At 64.0% G+C, this 21,953-nt stretch carries 25 protein-coding genes; 17 read left to right on the top strand and 8 right to left on the bottom strand.

From position 1 onward, the window contains the following. From FJ423_RS27365 to FJ423_RS27375, 3 genes are all read left to right on the top strand, one after another. Window positions 1-177 (top strand): DinB family protein (locus FJ423_RS27365; protein WP_281409015.1); only part of this gene is annotated, 177 nt, incomplete at its 5' end. A gap of 207 nt (window positions 178-384) precedes the next feature. Further along, a complete protein-coding gene (locus tag FJ423_RS27370) occupies window positions 385-1,095 on the top strand; it encodes a hypothetical protein (RefSeq protein ID WP_140846063.1) in 711 nt (236 codons plus the stop codon). Between the two features lie 386 nt (window positions 1,096-1,481). Further along, window positions 1,482-2,267, top strand: coding sequence for a GGDEF domain-containing protein (locus tag FJ423_RS27375; protein ID WP_095767192.1), 786 nt, complete (start codon window positions 1,482-1,484; stop codon window positions 2,265-2,267). Between the two features lie 49 nt (window positions 2,268-2,316). Here FJ423_RS27375 and FJ423_RS27380 read toward each other — a convergent pair whose 3' ends face one another. Continuing rightward, entirely contained in the window at window positions 2,317-2,694 is a 378-nt protein-coding gene (locus FJ423_RS27380) for a hypothetical protein (RefSeq protein ID WP_095767060.1), read from the bottom strand. A 240-nt stretch (window positions 2,695-2,934) separates the two neighbouring features. On the opposite strand from FJ423_RS27380, the gene FJ423_RS27385 reads away from it, so the two are divergent. Then, window positions 2,935-3,750: a sterol desaturase family protein gene (locus FJ423_RS27385; protein WP_140846064.1), complete on the top strand. Its 816-nt coding sequence runs from the start codon at window positions 2,935-2,937 to the stop codon at window positions 3,748-3,750. 59 nt (window positions 3,751-3,809) lie between these two features. On the opposite strand, the gene FJ423_RS27390 is transcribed toward FJ423_RS27385, so the two are convergent. The 3 genes from FJ423_RS27390 to FJ423_RS33735 all read right to left on the bottom strand — a co-directional run bounded on the left by FJ423_RS27390 (window position 3,810) and on the right by FJ423_RS33735 (window position 6,693). Continuing rightward, on the bottom strand, window positions 3,810-4,112 hold the full coding sequence (locus FJ423_RS27390; RefSeq protein WP_095767062.1) for a DUF982 domain-containing protein: 303 nt from the start codon (window positions 4,110-4,112) through the stop codon (window positions 3,810-3,812). Window positions 4,113-4,298: 186 nt separating this feature from the next. Continuing rightward, window positions 4,299-6,380, bottom strand: coding sequence for an ATP-dependent helicase (locus FJ423_RS27395; RefSeq protein ID WP_140846065.1), 2,082 nt, complete (start codon window positions 6,378-6,380; stop codon window positions 4,299-4,301). A 145-nt stretch (window positions 6,381-6,525) separates the two neighbouring features. Further along, the gene (locus FJ423_RS33735) at window positions 6,526-6,693 is read right to left on the bottom strand and encodes a hypothetical protein (protein WP_181165039.1); all 168 of its coding nucleotides are present in this window, start codon (window positions 6,691-6,693) and stop codon (window positions 6,526-6,528) included. A 134-nt stretch (window positions 6,694-6,827) separates the two neighbouring features. Between FJ423_RS33735 and FJ423_RS27400 the strand changes: the two genes are divergently transcribed. Next, a complete protein-coding gene (locus tag FJ423_RS27400) occupies window positions 6,828-7,010 on the top strand; it encodes a hypothetical protein (RefSeq protein ID WP_140846066.1) in 183 nt (60 codons plus the stop codon). 268 nt (window positions 7,011-7,278) lie between these two features. Here FJ423_RS27400 and FJ423_RS27405 read toward each other — a convergent pair whose 3' ends face one another. Beyond that, a complete protein-coding gene (locus tag FJ423_RS27405) occupies window positions 7,279-8,247 on the bottom strand; it encodes a LysR substrate-binding domain-containing protein (RefSeq protein ID WP_140846067.1) in 969 nt (322 codons plus the stop codon). Between the two features lie 112 nt (window positions 8,248-8,359). On the opposite strand from FJ423_RS27405, the gene FJ423_RS33740 reads away from it, so the two are divergent. From FJ423_RS33740 to FJ423_RS27440, 5 genes are all read left to right on the top strand, one after another. After that, window positions 8,360-9,193 (top strand): hypothetical protein, encoded by an 834-nt coding sequence (locus tag FJ423_RS33740; protein WP_181174920.1) that lies wholly within the window; start codon window positions 8,360-8,362, stop codon window positions 9,191-9,193. Between the two features lie 59 nt (window positions 9,194-9,252). Continuing rightward, window positions 9,253-10,338 (top strand): DMT family transporter, encoded by a 1,086-nt coding sequence (locus FJ423_RS34380; protein WP_246680330.1) that lies wholly within the window; start codon window positions 9,253-9,255, stop codon window positions 10,336-10,338. Then, window positions 10,319-10,540 (top strand): hypothetical protein, encoded by a 222-nt coding sequence (locus FJ423_RS27430; RefSeq protein ID WP_246680328.1) that lies wholly within the window; start codon window positions 10,319-10,321, stop codon window positions 10,538-10,540. The genes FJ423_RS34380 and FJ423_RS27430 overlap by 20 nt, the downstream gene beginning before the upstream one ends. A 356-nt stretch (window positions 10,541-10,896) precedes the next feature. After that, window positions 10,897-11,346: a MucR family transcriptional regulator gene (locus tag FJ423_RS27435; RefSeq protein WP_140846068.1), complete on the top strand. Its 450-nt coding sequence runs from the start codon at window positions 10,897-10,899 to the stop codon at window positions 11,344-11,346. A gap of 3 nt (window positions 11,347-11,349) precedes the next feature. Beyond that, a complete protein-coding gene (locus FJ423_RS27440; protein WP_140846069.1) occupies window positions 11,350-11,667 on the top strand; it encodes a hypothetical protein in 318 nt (105 codons plus the stop codon). A 95-nt stretch (window positions 11,668-11,762) separates the two neighbouring features. Here FJ423_RS27440 and FJ423_RS27445 read toward each other — a convergent pair whose 3' ends face one another. The 3 genes from FJ423_RS27445 to FJ423_RS27455 all read right to left on the bottom strand — a co-directional run bounded on the left by FJ423_RS27445 (window position 11,763) and on the right by FJ423_RS27455 (window position 13,402). After that, the gene (locus tag FJ423_RS27445; RefSeq protein ID WP_095767070.1) at window positions 11,763-11,963 is read right to left on the bottom strand and encodes a hypothetical protein; all 201 of its coding nucleotides are present in this window, start codon (window positions 11,961-11,963) and stop codon (window positions 11,763-11,765) included. Between the two features lie 290 nt (window positions 11,964-12,253). Continuing rightward, complete coding sequence (locus tag FJ423_RS27450; protein ID WP_181174921.1) at window positions 12,254-12,964, bottom strand: lysozyme inhibitor LprI family protein; 711 nt, start codon at window positions 12,962-12,964, stop codon at window positions 12,254-12,256. A gap of 201 nt (window positions 12,965-13,165) precedes the next feature. Further along, entirely contained in the window at window positions 13,166-13,402 is a 237-nt protein-coding gene (locus tag FJ423_RS27455; protein ID WP_140846071.1) for a hypothetical protein, read from the bottom strand. 136 nt (window positions 13,403-13,538) lie between these two features. On the opposite strand from FJ423_RS27455, the gene FJ423_RS27460 reads away from it, so the two are divergent. The 7 genes from FJ423_RS27460 to FJ423_RS27490 all read left to right on the top strand — a co-directional run bounded on the left by FJ423_RS27460 (window position 13,539) and on the right by FJ423_RS27490 (window position 21,950). Then, a complete protein-coding gene (locus FJ423_RS27460; RefSeq protein WP_140846072.1) occupies window positions 13,539-15,416 on the top strand; it encodes an ABC-F family ATP-binding cassette domain-containing protein in 1,878 nt (625 codons plus the stop codon). Between the two features lie 119 nt (window positions 15,417-15,535). Beyond that, a complete protein-coding gene (locus tag FJ423_RS27465; RefSeq protein ID WP_140846073.1) occupies window positions 15,536-15,730 on the top strand; it encodes a hypothetical protein in 195 nt (64 codons plus the stop codon). A gap of 175 nt (window positions 15,731-15,905) precedes the next feature. Then, window positions 15,906-18,026: a molybdopterin oxidoreductase family protein gene (locus FJ423_RS27470; RefSeq protein ID WP_140846074.1), complete on the top strand. Its 2,121-nt coding sequence runs from the start codon at window positions 15,906-15,908 to the stop codon at window positions 18,024-18,026. Window positions 18,027-18,113: 87 nt separating this feature from the next. Next, window positions 18,114-18,917, top strand: coding sequence for an agmatinase (gene speB / locus FJ423_RS27475; RefSeq protein ID WP_140846075.1), 804 nt, complete (start codon window positions 18,114-18,116; stop codon window positions 18,915-18,917). A gap of 62 nt (window positions 18,918-18,979) precedes the next feature. After that, a complete protein-coding gene (gene dapB, locus FJ423_RS27480) occupies window positions 18,980-19,756 on the top strand; it encodes a 4-hydroxy-tetrahydrodipicolinate reductase (protein WP_140846076.1) in 777 nt (258 codons plus the stop codon). 218 nt (window positions 19,757-19,974) lie between these two features. After that, on the top strand, window positions 19,975-20,934 hold the full coding sequence (locus FJ423_RS27485) for an ABC transporter substrate-binding protein (RefSeq protein WP_224544175.1): 960 nt from the start codon (window positions 19,975-19,977) through the stop codon (window positions 20,932-20,934). Between the two features lie 161 nt (window positions 20,935-21,095). Then, complete coding sequence (locus FJ423_RS27490) at window positions 21,096-21,950, top strand: ABC transporter ATP-binding protein (protein ID WP_140846078.1); 855 nt, start codon at window positions 21,096-21,098, stop codon at window positions 21,948-21,950. Window positions 21,951-21,953: the final 3 nt, after the last annotated feature.

Consider the following 21,953-nt stretch of genomic DNA (forward strand, 5'->3'; position numbering starts at 1 on the left):
ACCGTCGACATGCGCACCGTCTCGCAGCGCCTTTCGCCGGCGCTCGGCCATTTCTTCAACCACCAGACCCACCATCGCGGCCAGGCGCATATGGTGCTCACGGTGCTCGGCCGGCCTTCGGTGTCGCTCGACCTGGCACTGTTCCAGCGCTCCGAGGAAGGTCGCGCCTACGCCTGAGCGCTGTACCGTCCAGCTTTCCGCGAGCCGATTTTCGATCAAACTCAACCATCAAGGAAGACGCGTAATCAGCGAATTTTACCTTGAAAAAATGGAACCCTGACCGAGCCCGTTCGTATTCCCTTCATTCCCTCTCGCACAGGCATGCGCACGGACCCGGCAGTCCGGCGATGCAGTGCGAAAAAAGTGGCAACGAAGGAGAATGCCATGAATGGTATCGTAGAAAAAATCGCCGGCACATTGATCGGCGGCATCGCCATTCTCGCCGTGCCGGCGAATGCCGCCGGTCTCGACATCGGCTTTGGTATTGGCAACACTGGCGTCGCGGCGGGTAACCCGGGCGGCGCGGGCACCGGCACGGGCTCCTCGATGGGTGGCTCAACCGGTCTCGGCACTGGCTTTGGCAGCAGCATCGGCGGCGTCGGCGTGGGCGGCACCGGCGGCTTCAACGCCGGCACTACTGGCTCGATCGGCGGCGTCGCGGGCACGACTACCGGGACAGGCATCTCGTTCGGTGCGACCGGCGGCATCGGCGTCACCGACACGGTGGGCGGCGCCAGCGGCTTAAACGCCGGCACCAGCGGCTCGATTGGCGGTGCCATGGATACAACCACCGGCACCTCGTTCGGTGCGACCGGTGGCGTCGTCGGTACCGGCTCCGTGGGTGGCGGCGCCGGCGGCTTGAACGCCGGCACCAGCGGCTCGATTGGTGGTGCCACAGGCACAATCATCCCCAACACTGGTACCTCGTTTGGTGCGACGGGCGGCGTCGGCGGCACCGGCACGGTGGGCGGCTCCGGCGGCTTCAACGCCGGCATCGGCGGCTCGGCCGCCGGCTCCACCATAGGTTCCGGCAATACCTCGACCGGTGGAATCGGTGGCACCGTGGGTGGTTCGGGCAGCTCGACAGCCCACTAAAAGGAAAAGCAGAGCCCGCCGCCGTGGAGGCGGGCCTGCCGTTCGCGTTATTGCTGCGCGCACCGAGCTTGCATTGAAGCCGATATTGTTCTCCCGCTGGACAATCGACCGGTTGCAGCGGGGCAATACCATGCAGCCAACGGCCAACCGGGAGCATCGGACCGGCCGTGAGGCTCTGCGGCACTCCTGCCGCGTTGCCGGCTGCGGCCGGCGGTGCCTGACGAGGCCTCCGGCCAGTCGGAGAGCCTTCCGTGGTGGCTTTCTGCTTGCCCCCACCGCAGGCGGTGCCGACGGCGTGTTAACCACACTTGCATTGAAGCTAATATGTTAGGACTTCTTTTGCGCTCGCGCTCCACAATAAGCGTGTTGCAGTGGGAGCAAAGGGCATGCGCATCGATTTGTCCCCGACAAGTTGGGGCAGGGTCGTGGTGGTCACCGCCGCCGGTACCGCCTTTTTCATCGCCGCCGCCTTCTTCGTCGATTCCTTCAATTTCCCCTCGCTGTCGCCGCAGGCGCTGCTTTGGGCGCAACTCACGGACCTTTTCCTGCCGCTTGTCCTTGGCGGCTCCTTCCTGTTCTTCCTGATGTGGAAGATGCGCCAGCTGGCCATCACGCAGAAGGAACTCGGCGTCATTGCTGCGACCGACAGCCTGACGGCGGTCTTCAATCGCGGTGCCTTCTCGATGCTGGTCGAAGCCTATCTCGAGCGGGCGCGCGACCAAACGGTCGCCGACACCGGCGCGCTGCTGATCGTCGATGCCGATCACTTCAAATCGATCAACGACCGCCTCGGTCACGATTGCGGCGACCAGGCGCTGAGGTTGATCGCCGCGACGATCAAGGGGCAACTGCACGGCGCCGACATTGTCGGACGCATCGGCGGCGAGGAATTCGCGGTCTTCCTGCCCGGCGCCGACGCCGCACGCTCGTTTCTGGTCGCCGAATCCATCAGGCGCCGCATCCGCGAGGCCGAGTTTGCGCCCGGCGGGCGGCCTTGGCCGCTTTCCGTGAGCATCGGCGGCACCGCCTTCAGCGGCCCGACCACCTACCATGACATGTTCCAGGTCGCCGACCGCCATCTCTACAAGGCCAAGTCCAATGGCCGCGACCAGGTGAGCTTCGAGATTCCGCGCGGCGGGCCGGCGGGTGATGCCGCCGGCACGGTCCACTGAATCCGAGGACAACGGTGCCTGCGGTTGAGCAGCGGCCTCTGCTGGCGGATCAACTGGCGCTCGACATCGAGATAGGCCTGATCGGGCCCGCCGCGGTCGGGGTCGACCCCGGCTGATGCACCACCGCCATCAGCATGCCGTGTTCGGCGAGCAGGTTCAGCCACTTCAGCGCTTCCCATTTAGGCGTCGCGCCGCCGCGGCCCGTGAGGCTGCGATTGATGTAGCCGGGATAGGAAAGCAGGCGCTTGCCCGCCGAGGCGCCGCAGGTGCCGATCCTGACCGCCTTGCCGTCGGCGGTGACCCAGGCATAGACGGCTTCGCCGAGTTCGCAGGCCTTCGGATCGGTTATCGTCACTCGGATCGACGACTTGTCCCGGCCAAGCCGCATTTCGGCCGCCGGCTTGAAACGCTCGCGATCGAGAAACATCCGCCCTCCCGATGCATGTCGCCGGAAGTGTGCAACGGTTCCGGGACAACGACATGCATCAAAACAAAGACTTAAAGCGCGTCCGCAACTGACATTGTGAACGGCAACCGTCCGTGTGGTGTTTCACGCAGCCGTCGAAAGTTTTCACGCGATTTCGCAGCGCCGCGTATGCCAGCAACGGTCCGTTCATTCTTTGGCGGCTAGTGTCGGAGACTGGCCTCAGCCGATCCGCGAGCGACCGTGTTCGATCTCATCGACTACAAGGCGGTGCTGGTCATCGCCCTCATCTTCATTCCGCTCGAGCAGCTCCTGCCGCTGCATGCCGAGCAATCGGCCACGCGCCGGCATTGGCTGAACGACGTCTTCTATCTGCTCTTCAACGGCATCGTCATCAAGTTCGGCCTGTTGCTGGTGATCGGCGCTGCGATGCTGGTGGTCCCGCGCGTCGTTCCCGAGGCGCTTTCGGCCGCCGTCCGGTCGCAGCCTTTATGGCTGCAGACGATCGAGGCCCTGCTCATCGCCGATATAGGCTTCTACTTTGCCCATCGCGCCTTTCACGCGGTGCCGTTCCTGTGGCGTTTTCACGCCATCCATCACTCGATCGAGGAGATGGACTGGCTGGCCGGCCACCGCGTGCATCCGGTGGATCAGATCCTGACCAAGTCGGCTTCGTTCCTGCCGCTCTTCGCCCTGGGTTTTTCCGGCGAAGCGGTTCTCATCTATGTGCTGATCTATCACTGGCAGTCGGTGTTCATCCACTCCAACACCCGCATCAAGTTCGGGCCGCTGAGATGGCTGATTGCCTCGCCGCAGTTTCATCACTGGCACCATGCCAACGAACGCCAGGCCTATGACAAGAACTTCGCCGGACAGTTGCCCGTCCTCGATCTGATCGGCGGCACCTTGTTCATGCCGCAACATATGCCGGAAAAATACGGCATCGACGAGCCGGTGCCGCAGCTCTATCACCAGCAGCTCGTCTATCCCTTCGTGACCGCGGCCGAGCCGGTCGCGCCGCTCGCAGAAACGTTACCGGCGGCCGCCAAGCCGGAATGACGTCACGGAAAACCCGCCACTGAGGGCGGGCTTTCCGGGAGGGCGGTCTTCTGTAAAATTCAGGCGGCGAAGCCGCCATAGCCGCGCGCCACCGGCTTGACCGAGACGACCGGCTGCTCCGAAGGCCACAAGACGCCTGCCGTCACCGCGAAGGTGATCAGCGCATCGCGCGCGGCCTCGACCGGGATTTCTCCATTCCGCGCGGCCTCGCAGGCCTTCACCGCGGCGCCATAGCTGAGGCGGCGGCGCGACGGCGGGAACTCGGTCAGGAAATCATGCATCTCGAACAGCGAGGCGATCATGCGCTTGTGGCCGGCGCCGACGCTGAGGGCGACCGGTGTGAAGAACGTCCTGTCGTGCATTCGGACCTCGTCAGTTGGCTGCGGAGGCGGCGAGCCTCCCTGGCTGGGGAAGGACGCCACACAACGCGGCTTGCGGCGGGAGGTTCCACGCATGCCGCTGTTTTCTCAAGGATGGCGTCCCCCCCCCCGCTGACGCGGAGACAAATCGGGCTCTTTGCCTTGCAGTCGCTGGAACGGCCAGGCAGCCTATTTCCACATGCCGCGCATGCGGGCGCCGAGGTCGACCTTGACGCCCGGCCGCTGGCGCGGGTCGTCCTTGAGCGCGGCGCTCGCCCAGGACGACTGCTCGAAGGCCGAAAGCATCGAGGCCGGGATGAAGCGCGTGCGCGAGGCATAGACGTGGCGGTCGCCGCGCGCCGCCTGGTTGTGCGGATAAAAGCGCTGCGGCACGACGAGATGCAGGCTGTCCTTGGCCCGGGTCATCGCCACATAGAGCAGGCGCCGCTCCTCCTCGATGTCCTCCTTGGTGCCGACGCCGAGATCGGCCGGGATGCAGCCGTCAACGGTGTTGAGCACGAAGACGTTCTTCCATTCCTGGCCCTTGGCCGAATGGATGGTCGATAGGATGAGATAATCCTCATCGCGATGCGGCGGCCCGGCCTGGTCGCTTGTTGCGTCGGGCGGGTCGAGGGTGAGCTCGGTCAGGAAGCGCTCGCGCGACGGATAGGTCGATGCGATCTGCTCAAGCTGGAGGAGATCGGCCCGGCGCGTGATCGCATCCTCATGGATGCGCTCCAGATGCGGCTCGTACCACAGCCTGATCCGCTCGAGGTCGGCCGGCCATTTGGCGCCGGCGCGTAAGCCGCCATAGATGTCGAGGAAGACCGGCCAGTCCTGCGCGGCGCGCTGCGGCGGCCGGAAGCGGGCAAGGCCCAGCGTCTCGTCCAGCGATGTCGCCATGGCGTCGACGATCTGCGAGGCGGCGGACGGGCCGATGCCCGGCATAAGCTGCAGCACGCGAAAACCGGCGACGCGGTCGCGCGGGTTCTCGGCAAAACGCAGCATCGCCAGCATGTCCTTGACATGCGCGGCATCGAGGAATTTCAAGCCGCCGAACTTGACGAAGGGGATGTTGCGGCGCGTCAGCTCCACCTCCAGCGGCCCGCTATGGCTCGAGGTGCGGAACAGCACCGCCTGTGCCTTCAGCGCCGTGCCCGCCTCGCGCTCGGCCAGGATCGCCTGGCATACATAGTTGGCCTGCTCGGCCTCGTCGCGCACGCTGACCAGTTGCGGTTTGTGCGAGGACCGGCGCTCGGTCCACAGATTCTTGGTGAAGCGCTCGCTGGCCTCGCCGATCACCTTGTTGGCGGCGGCCAGGATCGTCTCGGTCGAGCGGTAGTTGCGCTCCAGCATGACGATCTCGGTGGGCTTTGCGAATTGTTTCGGGAAATCGAGGATGTTGCGCACTTCGGCAGCGCGGAAGGAATAGATCGACTGCGCATCGTCGCCCACCACGGTCAGCCCGGCGCCGTCCGGCTTCAGCGCCAGAAGGATCGAGGCCTGCAGCCGGTTGGTGTCCTGGTATTCGTCGACCAGCACGTGGTCGAAGCGGCCGCCGAGATGCGCCGCGATCTCCGGCTCGGCCGCCATCTGCGCCCAGTAGAGCAGCAGGTCGTCGTAATCGAGAACATTCTGCGCCTGCTTGGCCTCGACATAGGCCGCGAACAGCTCTTTCAGCTGTTCGGCCCATCCCGAGCACCAGGGGAAGGCCGAACCAAGCACTTCTGCCAGCGGCGCCTGCGCGTTCACCGCGCGCGAATAGATCTGCAGGCAGGTGCCTTTGGTGGGAAAGCGGCTTTCGGTGTTCGAGAATCCCAGCTCGTGTCGGGCAAGGTTCATCAGGTCGGCCGAATCCTCGCGGTCATGGATGGTGAAGGCCGGGGCGAGGCCGATCTGCTCGGCATAGTCGCGCAGCAGTCGCGCGCCGATGCCGTGGAAAGTGCCGGCCCAGGCCAGCGCGTCGGCGATGATTGCCGCGTCGCGCCCCAGCACCTCGCCGGCAATGCGCTCGACGCGCTTGGCCATCTCGGCCGCCGCGCGGCGCGAGAAGGTCATCAACAGGATGCGGCGCGGATCGGCGCCCCTGACGATGAGATGGGCGACGCGATGCGCCAGCGTGTTGGTCTTGCCGGAGCCGGCGCCGGCGATCACCAGCAGCGGCGCCGCCACCTTGCCGTCGCCATGCATCACCGCCAGCCGCTGCTCGTCGTTCAGCCGGCCAAGATAGGCGGGCGCCTCGAAGGACGAATCACGAGCGGCGATGTTCATCGCCCATCAAGCATCGTTTCCGCTTTGTTCGCAATAATTTCCTCGGCCCGCGCAAGGGGGGAGAGATGGCCGCGAAGCGGCCGGAGAGGGGCAGCGCCGACATCCACGCTTCACCGGAAGGGGCTATTCCCAATCGAAAGAGCCGCTACCGCTTCGGCTCGACCCCCATTGCCGCCGACTGGCGCCGCAAATTGCGCCTTTCGTCGCCCGGCATATCCAGCGGCGCGACGTCTCCAGGCACTTCGTCGATGATCCTCACGGCAACGCGATAGGCGGTGTAGGCAAAAAGCCCGGCAAGCAGAAGGCGGACCATAATCAGTTTCCTCGTTGCGTTCGATTGGCTCGGGATTCCAACCGGACTCGGATCGGTTGGTTCCCGCCGGTCAACGCAACCAAACCGCCACCGTCCCGTTTGCCCCTCAAAGGAGCGAACGAGAGGAGGTCGTCATGAAGAAGCTTCCTGTGCTGCTGGCTCTTGCGGCAGGGCTCGTGCTCGCCGCCTGCGACAACAGCGTGCCGCCCACCAAGGCGCCGGGCGATGAAGTCAACCAGAACCCACAGGTCGACAAGAACCCTGTGCCGAAATCGACCACCGGCGGCGATCAGCCGGGCACCCCGCCGAAGCAATAGCGCCAGGGCCGGCCTTGCCGAGATTATCGTCGGGCTGAAACGAAGAAGGCCGGCGCTGCTTGGGAGGAAGCTGGGTAGCGCCGGCCAAGCGGGAAAATCAGGCCCGCCGCACAACACAAGATAGCTGAGTCTCCGCTTCGCGTCATGGCGCGATCACGCTAGCCGGCTAGGGAACCACAGAAAATCACGAAATTCTGCAAAGCCCGCCATTGCGAGGCCTCCGGAGGTGCGGAATTCGCTCAAGTGAGCATCCGTGGAAGACTGGCCTTCACGCCATCGCCACGCGCCGTACCGGCACGTTGGCGATCTCGATGTCCAACTGGCGCTGCGTCAGCGCCGCTTCGGCCATGATCCACCGCTTGAACAGCTCGACCTTGCGGGCGCCGACCGCCTTGATGGGGCTGACGAAATACCAACCCGCCGTGTTGGGATGGTGGACCGCGAAGGGGGCCACCAGCCGCTCGGCGCGGATGTCGCTTGCCATATAGGCGCGGTTGGCGACGGCAAAGCCCATGCCGGCATTGGCCGCTTCGTAGGACATCATGCAGCTATCGAAATAGACGCTCCTCGTTTCGCCAAGCACGAAGCTTGCGCCGGCAAAGCCCAGCCACGACTGCCAGTTCTGCGTGCACGTGTCAGAGTGTAGCAGCGTGAAGTAGCGCAGATCCTCCGGCACTACCTTCGACAGCGGTTTGTCGCCCAGCACCTCATGGAAGAGTTTGCGGCTGCACACCGGCGTCAGATCTTCCTTGAACAGCAGCTCCGACGTGAGACCGGGGAAATTGCCGTCGCCGTAACGGATTTCGAGGTCGTATTCCGAAGTCGAGAATTCATGGGTGGCGTAAGAGGTCGACACCCGCATCTCGATGTCGGGATATTGATGCTGGAAGGCCGAAAGCCGCGGAAACAGCCAGCGCGCCGCAAAGGTCGGCAGCACGCAGATCCGCAACACATGCGCCTGCGACTGGCCGGTAGCCTCCATGCTGGCCGCCACGATCCGCTCCAGCGCCTCGCGCACGCGCGCCACATAGGTCTCGCCCTCCGGCGTCAGTGACACCGCGTTGCCGCCACGCTCGAAGATCTTGAAGCGCAGCTGATCCTCCAGGCTCTTCACGCGCTGGCTGACGGCGGAAGCGGTGATGAATTGCTCTTCGCCGGCGCGCGTGAAATTCCTGTGCCTCGCGGCGCTCTCCACGATTTTCAGCGAATTGAGATTGACCTGACTGAGCAGTCGCACGGGGTTTCGACCTTAAGCTGCGCTTACGCTACCACCAGCATTCCTAAATTTACAGGGGTAGGTGTTTAAATGACTGTTAACCAAGTGTTGCCCCCATCTTGGAGAAAATAGAATGAACGCCCATACAATTCCCGAACTGCGCTGTGCAATGAGCCGCGAGGCCATCATTGGTCATGAGACCTCCTGGAAAGTGTCGGGTTTCGGCGTCGCCCAGTATCGTCACGGTTACGACCCGGCTCTGCTTGCCGCCATCGAAGAAGCGGCGCTCAAATTGAAGGCCAGCCATGCCGTGCACAAGCACCTCGACCTCACCTTCATCACTGGTGCCGACCGCTATATTCCCGAGATCAAGGAGCTCTTGCACGACAAGCTGCGCCTGGAAAGATTGTCCGACATGATGGGAACCAAGCTCGAGCCCTATCCGCTGTCGATCGTCGGCTCGACCGTCACCTTCATGAATCCAAGGGATGGCGCGGTCGAATGGCATTGCGACGGCGTTCCGGTGACGGAGCTCATTCCGCTGTCGATCAGCGATCCTCTCATCGGCGGTCATCTGGAAATCTACTGCGACGATTCCGAGACCGGCCGCTCGATCCTGGAATCCGGCCGCGAGCTGCCGCGCAACAAGATCATGCGCATCGACCACAAGATGAATTACGCCACGCTCGGCCAGTTCCTCGGTGTGCTCCACCGCACCGCGCCGATCCAGCTCGGCGAGCGCGTCACCCTGGTGCTCAACCAGCGCTCGACGGCCAAACCCTATGTCGACGACAACCGCATGTTCTACCTCGCCGCCGACAACGACCATGACCGTGCCTGGGTGAACGAGCTGGCCGAGGATGTCTGGACCAACCAGCTGCCCGCCTACCGCCGCCATGCCGAGGAACATCCTGTGCCGCAGCCGACGGCGGAAGCGGTTTCCGGCGGGGCGAGGGAGTCTTGGTAATGACCGACGATCCGGTCGAGTGTCAGCCGCCTTCAGTGTCGCTGAGCCTCGGGCCGGTCATGCCGGAAAGCCAAAGCCTTTCCGGCGCCCTCGGCGCGGCGCTTGCCTTCGCCCTCGGCGCCGTGGCGCTGTGGGCGACCAACGCCCTGGTCGGCAAGACCTTGCTTGCCGTCTATCCGGTGTCGCAAGTGCAGTTCCTGCAATTTTGCGGCGCGACGATTGTTTTCGCGCTGATCCGGCTCTTTCCTTCCCCCCTTGTGGGGGAAGGTGGATCGGCGCGCAGCGCCGAGACGGATGAGGGGTGTTCCAGCGGAGTGAGACGCTGGCATTCCCTGGAACACCCCTCATCCGTCCTCGCTACGCGAGGCCACCGCCCGGAGGCGAGCCACGGGTCTCGCCCCGTCCTTCGGACCCCACAAGGGGAGAAGGGAAATGCCGCGCTCGCCTATCTCGTCGGCTTCCTCGGCCTGGTCGGCACCATGGTCCTGCAATATATCGGCTTCGCCTCGGCGCCGGTCATCGAGGCGAACCTTGTCGCCTATACTTGGCCGCTGATGACTGCCGCGGCGGTCATCCTGCTTGGCAGGCCGCGGCGTCCGGTGTTGCTCGGGCTGGCGGCGGCGCTTGGTTTCGTCGGCGTGGCGCTGGTGATCTCCGGCGGCCGCGCGCATTTTTGGTCCAACGGGGCATGGTTCGAAGGCGGCAGCCTTGTCGGCTATCTCGCCGCTTTCGGCTCCGCGCTCTGCATGGCCTTCTACTCGTTCGCTGTCGGCCGCCTCGCCGTGTCGCCCGAGCGGCTGCTCCTGCCTTCGGCGCTGATCGGTGTCGCGCTCACCTTCGCCTGGTGCCTGCATGATGGCGTCGTGCGCCCGACCGGCGCGCATCTTCTGCTCGGCTTCTATCTCGGCGCCGGCCCGATGGGGCTCGGCTATTATTTCTGGTCGCGCGCGGCAAAGCTCGACCACGGCGGCAGGATAGCGGTCGTCGCCTATCTGACACCGATAGCTTCCACGTTTCTGCTGACGCTCTCGGGCGAAAGCTTGTCGATGACGGCTGTTGCCGGCGCCGGCCTCGTCATTGGCAGCTGCCTTGCGGTCGGCATCGAAGGTACGGAGAGCAGGCACAATGTCCAAAATGCCCGTTGACGAGGACGAACGCCGCGCCAGGCAGGAGGCGCACTGGCTGGTCAGGGAGTTTGGCGCGGAGGCGCCGCTCTATGCGGCCATGAAGGCCGAAAAGGCCATCGAGCAGAAGGACTTTAGCCGCTGCGCGCGCTGGAAGCGCGTGCTGGAGATCCTCGCGGAGAGGCCGCCTGCCGTGCTCAGGCGCGGTGTCGCCGCCGGATGAGCGATTTGCCATGGGGCCGCCGAATCGCGCATGGTCGAGCATTCGGCTGGCGGATTGCCGTTGCCGTGCTGGAACTTGGCCTGAACTTCGATTTTTCAGCAACTCCTACCGTAGGTTGAAGTTCTGTAGCCCCTTTTACCTATCCAGGCGGGCGGCCGGTGCTATAAAGCGTGCGCTATAGCTATTAGAATTCCTAACTTGCGCGTTTCCAATCCGTGTAGAAACATCACCCGGTATTGAGTCTCGTAGCTTTACTGACTCTGGACGGTCCGTTGGGGGACAGGTCCAATTCGATACACCGACGAAAGTCTTAAAAAAAGAGCTGGCGATTTGAGGGCCAGCAGAAGGTGAAAAAATTGTCCAACATCGACGACAAGACTGCAATCGAACTGACCGCCGACATTGTCTCGGCCTATGTCGGCAACAATCCGCTCCCTGCCTCCGGCCTGCCCGATCTGATCGCCAGCGTCAGCGCGTCGGTGCGCAGGCTCGCCACCGGCAGCGTTGTCAAGGAGGCGGTGGCGCAGACGCCCGCGGTCAACCCGAAGCGCTCGGTTTTCCCCGACCACATCGTGTGCCTGGAGGACGGAAAGAAGTTCAAGTCGTTGAAGCGTCACCTCGCGACCGATCATAACCTGACGCCGGACGAATATCGTGCCAAATGGGGCCTGCCCGCCGATTATCCGATGGTGGCGCCGAGCTACTCGGCCACCCGCTCGGCGTTGGCCAAATCCTCCGGCCTCGGCCGCAAGCCGGCCGGCGGCGACGCGGCCAGGAGCAAGGGCAAGCGTAAGGTCAAGGCCTGAGGCATGTTGCCCGCAACGGATGATGTCGCGCCATGGCCATTGCGCGACCATCTGGTCCACCTTGCCGCGTTGCGCCGCGGGATTGCTGCGCAGTGCTCAGTGAACGCGGCTCACGGCGTCAAGGCGCGGCGCATCCTGTTTTCGCTGGGCAGTCCGTCCGGCGACCTGCTTGCGGTGCTGGACGCGCTCGACCGGTTCGAGCGCGCCATCATCGAATGCGACGCTCCGCCGGTGATCGAGGCGCACAGGCTGGAATGTCTCGCCGTCCTTGAGCAATTCCAGAAAAAGTGTGAGCGGTTAGGCTCGGCGACTTCGGCGTAGCCTTTCCGCCCGGAACTGCGTCAAAACAGGGAGATAGAGCGATTTACCGTTTCCTCGAAACGGTGAAACGCTCTGGACCGCCTTATGGCGAGCGCTCAGCCGAGGACCTGAGGCGGCTCCGCCGGCCGGACCTGTTTGGGGTCCTGCTCGTTGGCCAGGCTTTCCGCCTCGACCGCCGTCATCTCAAGAAGATAGACGAGCATGTTGTAGCGCGTGCGCGAGAGCATCTTCGCCAGCTTGCGCGTGATTTCCGCGACATATCGCAACGTGCGTGGATCGTTGATCGCCGCGCCCATCGTGAGCTCCTGAATGCCAGAGCCAAGTTTTCTTGGATCAAGTTATCGTTGGCGCCAACTCACGACTCACGGCGCATCGGCAAGGTCGCAGGTTTGCGATAAAAACTGAAATCAATTTTTGATAAGCATCATGCTTGGGTCAGAAGATTTCGCTGCCTTTTTGGTGGTATCGTCGCTTGCTGCATCAATATTGAGCACGAGGCAAACTTGCGGTTGTCTGCTTGCGACGGGTTGATCTTTCTCCGGGAATGTTGATCGCCGTGGCAGTCAGGAGCGACGTCGGGTGCGGCTTAGTTCTTGTAGGCGGAACAAAAGGCGGGCGGGTTGTCGTTGCCGATCATGGCGCAGCCGCGCTTGATCTCGTCGATCATCATGCTGCATGCATTTTGCCCGTTGCAGGGCGGATGGGTCGCCGGCGACACCCGGACGCATTGCGAGACATACTGGTCCGACTTCGCCTTTCCCGCGGATTGCACGCATGGCCGCGTGTCGTTCCGGCTTGCCTGTGCAGCGGCGGGTTTCGCAGACGCCGTGCCAGCCGTCGCGGGCGCGGCGCTGCCGCCGGTTTGCGGCACGCAGGAGAGGTCGCCTTCGGGACATTGCAACTGGTGCTGCAACTGCGCCAGCCGCACCTTGGTCAACTCCGCCTTGCAGGACTCGATCAGGCTCGAATGCGCGGAGCCATCGGCATAGGGCTCGGTGCGGAAGGCGCATTCCTTGTCGCGGAACGGGATCCAGGCGCGCTGCGCCTCGCGCAGGCGCTTCAGGTCGGTGGGAGCCAGACGTCCCGCCAGCTCCTTGTAGACTGCATTGAGCCCCGCGTCCGCCGAAGCGGCATTCGCGGCCGTGCAGGTCGCAAGGTCGGCCTGCGTCTTCGCTGCCGCGCAGTCGATGGTTGCCGCACGGGCGGCGGGAGTGGTGGGAAGCATGGTCAACCCGGCGACGACTGCGAAAATCGCGACCGCCAGCGAGGCCGAAAGGAGCGAGGTCTTGGCTGACATCTGATCTGTCCTCTGCTTGTACCCGCCGCTCGCGCCAGCATAGGTTGAGACAACAGCGGCGATCAACGCCAAACCTGTGACGTGGCAAGCAAAGTGTGACCGGGCGAAAGCGGAGGAACGAACAATCCTTCCTTGAAGGGAGACATTCCGGCAGGATAGAGGGGCGTGTCCGCCAGCCTCTTCGTCAATCATAAGGCGAAGCTAGGATGCTTTTCCGGAATCGATTTGGATCAACAGGTGTTTCGGCTCCCGCGTCTCCAGCCGGTTCGCAATCTTGGCCGCTTGGGGTGAGATTGGTTGGCCCTGCAGCCCGCTCGCGGGTTCAGCGGCGAGAGCAATGTGAGCGGTCTCGTCTTCGAACAGAACCACCTGCGTCGCCAGCGCGGTTGTCGTGGCGACCTGGAAGAAAATGAAAGCCAGGGCGAGATAGCGGATCACGGGCGTCCAAACGCTTCGGCCGGCAACTGGTTCCAGTCGGTCGAGTTTTTTGCTGAACGGCCAAAGACAGCGAGCGGGGGTCTCATCCCAGGCCCTGGCTCTTGCGAAGCGCCGATCTCCCGTGCAAAAGCCGGCCATGCTTATCATCAACGACCTTACGCTGCGCATGGCGGGGCGGCTGCTTCTCGATCATGCTTCATTGACGCTGCCGGCCGGCACAAAGGCCGGCCTTGTCGGCCGCAACGGCACCGGCAAGACGACGCTGTTCAAGGCGATCACCGGCGATTTCCCTTCGGAGACCGGTTCAATCAGCCTGCCGAAAAGCACCCGCATCGGCCAGGTGGCGCAGGAAGCGCCCGGCACCGAGGAGCCGCTGATCGACATCGTGCTCAAGGCCGATATTGAGCGCACCGCCCTGCTCGAAGAGGAAAAGACGGCGACCGACGCGCACCGTATTGCCGACATCCACATGCGGCTGGCCGACATCGACGCCCACTCGGCCGAGTCCCGCGCGGCCACCATCCTTGCCGGCCTCGGCTTCGACGACGCGGCGCAGCGCCGCCCGGCTTCCTCCTTCTCGGGCGGCTGGCGCATGCGCGTGGCTTTGGCCGCCGTGCTGTTTTCCGAGCCTGACCTTCTGCTGCTCGACGAGCCGACCAACTATCTCGACCTCGAAGGCACGCTCTGGCTGGAGAATTACGTCTCGAAATATCCGCACACGGTTCTGCTGATCTCCCACGACCGTGACCTGCTCAATCGCGCCGTCAATTCCATCGTCCACCTCGATCAGAAGAAGCTGACCTTCTGGCGCGGCGGCTACGACCAGTTCGAGCGCCAGTACACCGAGCAAAAGGAACAGCAGGAAAAGGGCCGCATCAAGCAGGAAGCCGCCCGCAAGCATATGGAATCCTTCGTCGAGCGTTTTCGCGCCAAGGCCTCCAAGGCCAGGCAGGCGCAGTCGCGCATCAAGGCGCTGGAAAAGATGAAGCCGATCGCGGCGATCGTGAACGACGCGGTGCGGCCATTCTCGTTTCCGGAGCCGGTGAAGACGGTGGCATCGCCGATCGTTGCGCTCAACAACGTCAGTGTCGGTTATACGCCCGGTGAGCCGATCCTGAAGAAGATGACCTTGCGCATCGATGCCGATGACCGCATCGCGTTGCTCGGCGCCAACGGCAACGGCAAGTCGACCTTCGCCAAGCTTCTGTCCGGCCGGCTGAAGCAGGAGGCCGGCACGATGACATTGGCGCCTGGGCTGAAGGTGGCGATCTTTGCCCAGCACCAGCTCGACGATCTCAGGCCTGAGGAAAATGCCTACGAACATGTTCGCAGGCTGATGCCGGAGGCGCCGGAATCGAAGGTGCGCGGCCGTGTCGCCCAGTTTGGGCTTACCACCGAGAAGATGAACACCGCGGCGAAAGACCTCTCCGGTGGCGAGAAGGCGCGCCTCCTGATGGGCTTGTCCGCTTTCGAGGGCCCGAACCTCTTCATCCTCGACGAGCCGACCAACCACCTCGACATCGACAGCCGTGAATCGCTGATCCATGCGCTGAACGACTTTCCGGGCGCCGTGATCCTGATCTCGCACGATCGGCACCTGCTCGAAGCCACCGCCGACCGGCTCTGGCTGGTCAAGGACGGCGCGGTCAATCCCTATGACGGCGACCTCGAGGATTACAAGACGCTGGTCACCGGCGTGTCCGCCAACCGCCGCGAGCAGAAGGAGGCGGACAAGGCGTCCAAGGCCGATCGCCGCCGCGAGGCGGCCCAGCGCCGCGCGGCACTGGAGCCTTTAGCCAAGGAAATCCGCGCCACCGAGGCGCTCATGGACCGCATCCGCAAGCGCATCGACCTGATCGAGGACGAGCTGGCCAACCCGGCCGTCTACGAAAAGGACCCCTCGACCGCGACGCAGCTTGCGAAGGAGCGCTCGCAACTGGCGCAGACGCTGGCGCAAAACGAGGACAGGTGGCTGACGATGTCGGCGGAGTATGAGGAAGGGATCGCGGAGTAACGCTATTTCCCTTCTCCCCTTGTGGGAGAAGGTGGATCGGCGCGCAGCGCCGAGACGGATGAGGGGTGTTCCAGCGGAGTGAGACGCTGGAATTGGGTAAAGCGGTGCGGGAAACGTCGATGTCCAGAAAATTGTGGATCAATGCAGGCAGCCTTCTGGCGGTCGACTCGAACGCAAGTGTCAAATGCCCGGAATGTGGCGAAGCGGACCTCAAAGTTTTCGACACCAAGGCAGGCGAAGATCATATCGAGCGGCACATGCGCTGCCCGAAATGCGGCGCTTATAGCGCGCTGTATAAAAACATCACTGAGTAGCCGACATTAGGTTTGATTCCAGCTTGGCAGTTGCCTTGCAAGACAACCGCCTCATTTCTTCCAACACCCCTCATCCGTCTCGGCGCTACGCGCCGATCCACCTTCTCCCGCAAGGGGAGAAGGGGGAGCCCATCTGGCCCTACACCTCGTCCCTAAAACCCGCTACACACCCCGCATGAACCAGCACGCCAAGCTCCGGATCGGCCATTCGGCCTGCCCGCATGATTGCCCCTCCACCTGCGCCCTCGAAGTCGAGCTGCTCGAAGACAACCGCATCGGCCGCGTCCACGGCGCCAAGGCGAACAGCTACACGGCGGGTGTCGTCTGCGCCAAGGTCGCGCGCTATGCCGACCGCGTCCACCATCCCGACCGGCTGCTGAAACCGCTGGTGCGCGCCGGCGCCAAGGGCGAGGGCGCCTGGAAGGAAGCCAGCTGGGAAGCAGCCCTCGACCTTGTGGCGGAAAAATTCATTGCAGCCGAAGAAAAATACGGCTCGGAGACGGTCTGGCCTTATTTCTACGCCGGCACGATGGGGCTGGTGCAGCGCGACGGCATCCAGCGGCTGCGCCACGCCAAGAAATACTCGGGCTTCTTCGGCTCGATCTGCACCAATCTCGCCTGGACCGGCTGGATGATGGGAGCGGGCGCGCTGCGCGGTCCCGATCCGCGCGAGATGGCGAAATCCGACTGCGTGGTGATCTGGGGCACCAATGCCGTGGTCACCCAAGTCAACGTGATGACCCATGCGACAAGGGCGCGCAAGGAGCGTGGGGCCAAGATCGTCGTCATCGACATCTACGACAACGCCACGATGAAGCAGGCCGATCTCGGCCTGGTGCTGAAGCCCGGCACCGACGGCGCGCTCGCCTGCGCGGTCATGCATGTGCTGTTCCGCGACGGGCTGGCCGACCGCGCCTATCTCGAGAAATACACCGATGATCCGCGTGGGCTGGAAGAACATTTGCGGACGCGCACACCCGAATGGGCGGCCGCCATAACCGGGCTATCCGTCGCCGAGATCGAGGCATTCGCCCATCTCGTCGGCAACACCAAGAAGACCTACTTCCGGCTCGGCTACGGCTTTGCCCGCCAGCGCAACGGCTCCGTCAATATGCATGCCGTCTCCTGCATCGCCGCCGTCATTGGCGCCTGGCAGTATGAGGGCGGCGGCGCCTTCCACTCCAACTCCGGCATCTTCCAGCTGAACCAGGACGTTCTGGAGGGCACCGCGATGCGCGACCCCAAGGTGCGTTATCTCGACCATTCGCGCATCGGCCCGGTGCTGACGGGCGCGGCCGATGCGCTCTATGGCGGTCCCCCGGTGACGGCGATGCTGATCCAGAACACCAATCCGGCCAATGTCGCGCCCGAGCAGCGGCTGGTGAGAAAGGGGTTTCTGCGCGAGGACCTGTTCACCTGCGTGCATGAGCAGTTCATGACCGACACGGCCAAGCTCGCCGACGTCGTGCTGCCGGCGACGATGTTTCTGGAGCATGACGACATCTACAAGGGCGGCGGCAACCAGCACATCACGCTGGGCCCCAGGCTGATCGAGCCGCCGGAAGGGCCGAGAACCAACCACTATGTCAATGAGGAGCTCGCCAAGCGGCTCGGCGTCGGCGACCGGCCCGGCTTCGGCCTGACCGAGCGCGAGCATATCGACATCATCCTCGGCAAGCGCGGGCTCGGCAGCTTCGACAGCCTGAAGGCTGAGAAGTGGGTCGACCTGCAGCCCGGCTTCGACGACGCGCATTTCATCAACGGCTTCGGCCATGCCGACAAGAAATTCCACTTCCGGCCCAACTGGACCGGGCAGTCGGCGCCCAACCGGCCGCCGAAAAGCATGGGTCTGTTCGGCCCGCTGGGACGGCTGCCGGAATTCCCCGATCATGTCGAACTGATCGAGGTCGCGGACGAGGAGCATCCGTTCCGGCTGGCGACCTCGCCGGCGCGCAATTTTTTGAACTCGACTTTTGCCGAGACGCCAGTGTCGAGGGCCAGGGAAGGCCGGCCCGAATTGTTGCTCCATCCCGAAGATGCCGTGGCGCTCGGCATCGAGGATGGCGGCCGCGTCGAGGTCGGCAACCGGCGCGGCGACGTGGTGCTGCACGCAAAATTTTTCGACGGTGTGAAGCGCGGTGTGGTGATCGCCGAAGGCATCTGGCCGAACAGCGCGCATGAGCGCGGCGAAGGCATCAACGTGCTGACCGGCGCCGATGCGCCCGCGCCCTATGGCGGCGCCGCCGTCCATGACAACAAGGTGTGGCTGCGGAAAGCTGAAGAGTCCGGCGCCTAGCCTCCCATCTGGCCCAAGCACCTCTCGTCGCACCCGCCAGCTCCGGCGTCTATAGAAGCGCTTGTCTCGGCAACGAGGGAGGATGTCGTGGCCAAGGTCTCGCTTCTGGGCATTCCGCATGACGAGAATTCGTCCTATCTGCGCGGGCCTGCCGAGGCGCCGCCGCTGATCCGGCGCGAGCTCGCCAGCGACGCCTACAGTTCCTGGACCGAAACCGGCTTCGACCTGACGGACCGCTTCGTCGATCACGGCGACATCGATTTCACGCAAGGTGGCGACCCGTGGCAGCGGATCGAGGCGGAGGTGGGCCGCGCGCTCGACGCCGGCCATCCGCTGATCTCGCTCGGCGGCGACCATGCGATCTCCTGGCCGGTGCTGCGCGCGGTGCGCCGCCGCTGCCGGAGCTTCACGATCGTCCACATAGACGCGCATCCGGACATTTATCATTCCTATGACGACAATCCGCGTTCGCACACTTCGCCCTTCGCCCGGATCATGGAAGAGAAGCTGGCCGACCGGCTGATCCAGATCGGCCTGCGCACCGTCAACGATCACCATCGCGACCAGTTCAAGCGCTTCGGCGTCGAGGTGGTGGAGATGCGGCATTTCAAGGAAGGCTTGCAGCTCGACCTTCAGACGCCTGTCTACATCTCGATGGATATCGACGCTCTCGATCCGGCCTTCGCTCCCGGTATCTCTCACCGTGAGCCCGGCGGCTTGACCACGCGCCAGGTCATCGGTCTGGTCCAGGCAATAGACCAACGAATAGTCGCCGCCGACGTCGTCGAATACAATCCGCGCCAGGACCTATCCAACGTGACGGCGCTGGTTGCCGCCAAGCTGGTGAAGGAGATTGCCGGCATGATGCTGAAGACCAACGTCGCGGTTTGAATCAATTTGCCAAGGCGGCATGCTAGAGGATTGTTCCGACTCAGCTTTCGACAGGGATCGCCATGCCGCAGCCGCTCAGGATAGCCATCGCCGGCGCGCTCGGCCGCATGGGCCGGCAGATGGCCGAGACAATCGCTGCCGATTCCCGGCTGGAACTCGTCGCCGGCTTCCATCGGCCGGGCAGCGCGGGAGAGGGACTGGTCGAGCGCGACGAAGCTCTGGCGCTTGCCGATGTGGTCGTCGACTTCACCATGCCCGCGGCTTCCGCCGAACTGGCCAAGGCCTGCGCGGCGCGCGGCGGTCCGGCGCTGGTAATCGGTTCGACCGGCTTCAGCGCCTCGGAACTGGCGGCGATTGCCGACGCCGCGAAGAAAGTCGCCATCATGCGCTCCGGCAGCTACTCGCTCGGGCTCAACATGCTGACCGGCCTGGCCGAGCAGGCGGCAAGGGCGCTTGCCGCCGACGACTGCGACATCGAAATTTTTGAAGCGCATCATCGCATGAAGGTCGATGCGCCGTCGGGCACGGCGCTGATGCTGGGCGAGGCGGCCGCGCGAGGACGTGGCGTCGTGCTGGACGATGTGGCGAGACGCGCCCGCGATGGCCTCGTTGGTCCGCGCAATGCCGGCGAGATCGGCTTTGCCGTTATGCGCGGCGGCAGCGTCGTCGGCGAGCACAGCGTCAGCTTCCTGAGCGACAGCGAGAGGCTCACGCTTTCGCATGCCGCGGGCGACCGCTCGATGTTCGCCCGCGGCGCCATCGCGGCTGCGCTCTGGGTCGCCGGACGGCCGCCCGGCGAATACGACATGCGCGATGTGCTGGGCTTCACTGCCTTGTGACCGGAAACCCCGCCGGACTCCATTCCACGGCTGCTAAAACGGCTGAAAGCCAGCTGAAAGCTTGGCCATGCCATGACAGTTTTGTGGCGGTCGCCACATGAACGGCCTGGGAGCGGCCGACAGGAGGAATGCGGCGCGGCGCGCCGCCCAGTGGAGGAAGACTAGTGACCCGTTTCATCTCTAAACGCGCCCTGCGTTCAGTGGCGCTGACGCTTGCCATGGTTAGCGCTGGCGCATCGACGGCATCGGCTGCCGACAAGATCACCATCATCGTCGGCGGCATGGAAAAGCAGATCTATCTGCCGGCCGTGCTCACCCAGCAGCTCGGCTACTTCAAGGACGAGGGGCTGGACGTGGAGTTGGTGAACTCCCGCGCCGGCGTCGAGGCCGAGAATGAGTTGCTGGCAGGCGCCGTGCAGGGCGTCGTCGGCTTCTACGACCACACCGTCGATCTGCAGTCGAAGGGCAAGTACATCCAGTCGATCGTGCAGTTCAGCCAGGCGCCGGGCGAGGTCGAGCTGGTCTCGGCCAAGCACCCGGAAATCAAGTCGCCGGCCGACTTCAAGGGCGCGACGCTCGGTGTCACCGGCCTCGGCTCCTCGACCGATTTCCTGACGCAGTATCTCGCGGTTCGCAGCGGCCTGAAGCCGGGCGACTACACGCTGCTTCCCGTCGGCGCCGGCAACACTTTCATCGCCGCCGTCAAGCAGGACCAGATCCAGGCCGGCATGACCACCGAGCCGACCATCGCTAAGCTGCTCCAGACCGGCGAGGCCAAGGTCCTGGTCGACATGCGCACGCCCGAAAAGACCAAGGCGGCGCTCGGCGGCGACTACCCGGCTGCCTCCTTCTACGTCCAGTCGAGCTGGCTCGAAGGTCACAAGGACGAGGCGCAGAAGCTCGCCAACGCCTTCGTCAAGACGATGAAGTTCATCGCCGGCCATTCGGCCGAGGAGATCGCCGACAAGATGCCGAAGGACTATTACGCCGGCAGCAAGGACCTCTATGTTCAGGGTCTGGCAGGCGGCAAGGCGATGTTCACGCCGGATGGTCGCATGCCGGCCGATGGACCGCAGACCGTGCTGAAGGTTCTGTCGACCTTCTCGAAGAGCCTGCAGGGCAAGCAGATCGACCTATCGAAGACCTACACGACCGAGTTCGTCGACGCGGCGAAGTAGGCGCCGGCAGGCGAGGGCGGACGGACCCCGTCCGCCCTTGAAAAGCAAGAGCTTGCGTCGGCCGCCTGAATCAATTCGGCGGCCGTGTTTCCGGATGCCGGCGAGCAGGGCCCGCGGGCCCGGATCGCGCCATCCCCGCGCCACCACAACAGGAGTGTGCCATGCAATCGCAGATCATGGCGGCGGAGAAACTGTCTCCCGCCGCGCCGCCGGTTGACGCCGCGATAGCCATCGACGATGTGACGCTGCGCTTCGTCACGCCCGACGGCCACATGATGACGGCGATCCGCGATTTCACCATGACGGTGGCGCGCGGCGAGTTCGCCTGCGTCGTCGGCCCGACCGGCTGCGGCAAGTCGACGACGCTCAACCTCGTCACCGGCCTGTTGCGTCCGACTACCGGCAATGTCCGGGTCATGGGCAATCCGGTCACCGACATCAGCCGGGACATCGGATTCGTCTTCCAGGCCGACGCGCTGTTTCCGTGGCGCAGCGTCCTCGATAACGTCGCCGCCGGTCCGCTCTTCCGCGGCACGCCGAAGAAAGAAGCCTATGAGAAGGCGCGCGACTGGATCGGCCGGGTCGGCCTTTCGCGGTTCGAGAAGCATTATCCGCACCAGCTTTCGGGCGGCATGCGCAAGCGCGCGGCACTTGCCCAGACCTTCATCAACCAGCCCAAGATCCTGTTGATGGACGAGCCCTTCAGCGCGCTCGACATGCAGACCCGCACGGCAATGCAGGACGAATTGCTGGACCTCTGGTCGGGGCTGAAATCATCCGTCGTCTTCGTCACGCATGACCTCGAGGAAGCGGTAGCGCTGGCCGACAAGGTCTATGTGCTCACCGCCGGTCCGGGCACGGTGAAGAGCGTCTACCGCATCGACCTGCCGCGCCCGCGCGTCATGTCCGACATTCGCTACGACCCGAAATTCATCGAGATTGCCAAGGTGATCTGGAACGATCTGCGTGAGGAAGTGCAGCTCGGCCAAAGCCGTGGCTTGCAAGCGAGCCATTGAAAG

The sequence above is a fragment of the Mesorhizobium sp. B2-8-9 genome (assembly GCF_006439475.1).
In the GTDB taxonomy this organism is placed as follows: Bacteria; Pseudomonadota; Alphaproteobacteria; order Rhizobiales; family Rhizobiaceae; genus Mesorhizobium.

Bases quoted from the DNA above. Each gene is read 5' to 3' on its own strand.
- FJ423_RS27370 (WP_140846063.1), top strand. From the start codon at position 385: ATGAATGGTATCGTAGAAAAAATCGCCGGCACATTGATCGGCGGCATC.
- FJ423_RS27375 (WP_095767192.1), top strand. From the start codon at position 1,482: ATGCGCATCGATTTGTCCCCGACAAGTTGGGGCAGGGTCGTGGTGGTC.
- FJ423_RS27380 (WP_095767060.1), bottom strand. From the start codon at position 2,694: ATGTTTCTCGATCGCGAGCGTTTCAAGCCGGCGGCCGAAATGCGGCTT.
- FJ423_RS27390 (WP_095767062.1), bottom strand. From the start codon at position 4,112: ATGCACGACAGGACGTTCTTCACACCGGTCGCCCTCAGCGTCGGCGCC.
- FJ423_RS27395 (WP_140846065.1), bottom strand. From the start codon at position 6,380: ATGAACATCGCCGCTCGTGATTCGTCCTTCGAGGCGCCCGCCTATCTT.
- FJ423_RS33735 (WP_181165039.1), bottom strand. From the start codon at position 6,693: ATGGTCCGCCTTCTGCTTGCCGGGCTTTTTGCCTACACCGCCTATCGC.
- FJ423_RS27400 (WP_140846066.1), top strand. From the start codon at position 6,828: ATGAAGAAGCTTCCTGTGCTGCTGGCTCTTGCGGCAGGGCTCGTGCTC.
- FJ423_RS33740 (WP_181174920.1), top strand. From the start codon at position 8,360: ATGAACGCCCATACAATTCCCGAACTGCGCTGTGCAATGAGCCGCGAG.
- FJ423_RS34380 (WP_246680330.1), top strand. From the start codon at position 9,253: ATGCCGGAAAGCCAAAGCCTTTCCGGCGCCCTCGGCGCGGCGCTTGCC.
- FJ423_RS27430 (WP_246680328.1), top strand. From the start codon at position 10,319: ATGTCCAAAATGCCCGTTGACGAGGACGAACGCCGCGCCAGGCAGGAG.
- FJ423_RS27440 (WP_140846069.1), top strand. From the start codon at position 11,350: ATGTTGCCCGCAACGGATGATGTCGCGCCATGGCCATTGCGCGACCAT.
- FJ423_RS27445 (WP_095767070.1), bottom strand. From the start codon at position 11,963: ATGGGCGCGGCGATCAACGATCCACGCACGTTGCGATATGTCGCGGAA.
- FJ423_RS27450 (WP_181174921.1), bottom strand. From the start codon at position 12,964: ATGTCAGCCAAGACCTCGCTCCTTTCGGCCTCGCTGGCGGTCGCGATT.
- FJ423_RS27460 (WP_140846072.1), top strand. From the start codon at position 13,539: ATGCTTATCATCAACGACCTTACGCTGCGCATGGCGGGGCGGCTGCTT.
- FJ423_RS27465 (WP_140846073.1), top strand. From the start codon at position 15,536: ATGTCCAGAAAATTGTGGATCAATGCAGGCAGCCTTCTGGCGGTCGAC.
- FJ423_RS27470 (WP_140846074.1), top strand. From the start codon at position 15,906: ATGAACCAGCACGCCAAGCTCCGGATCGGCCATTCGGCCTGCCCGCAT.
- dapB (WP_140846076.1), top strand. From the start codon at position 18,980: ATGCCGCAGCCGCTCAGGATAGCCATCGCCGGCGCGCTCGGCCGCATG.
- FJ423_RS27485 (WP_224544175.1), top strand. From the start codon at position 19,975: ATGGTTAGCGCTGGCGCATCGACGGCATCGGCTGCCGACAAGATCACC.
- FJ423_RS27490 (WP_140846078.1), top strand. From the start codon at position 21,096: ATGCAATCGCAGATCATGGCGGCGGAGAAACTGTCTCCCGCCGCGCCG.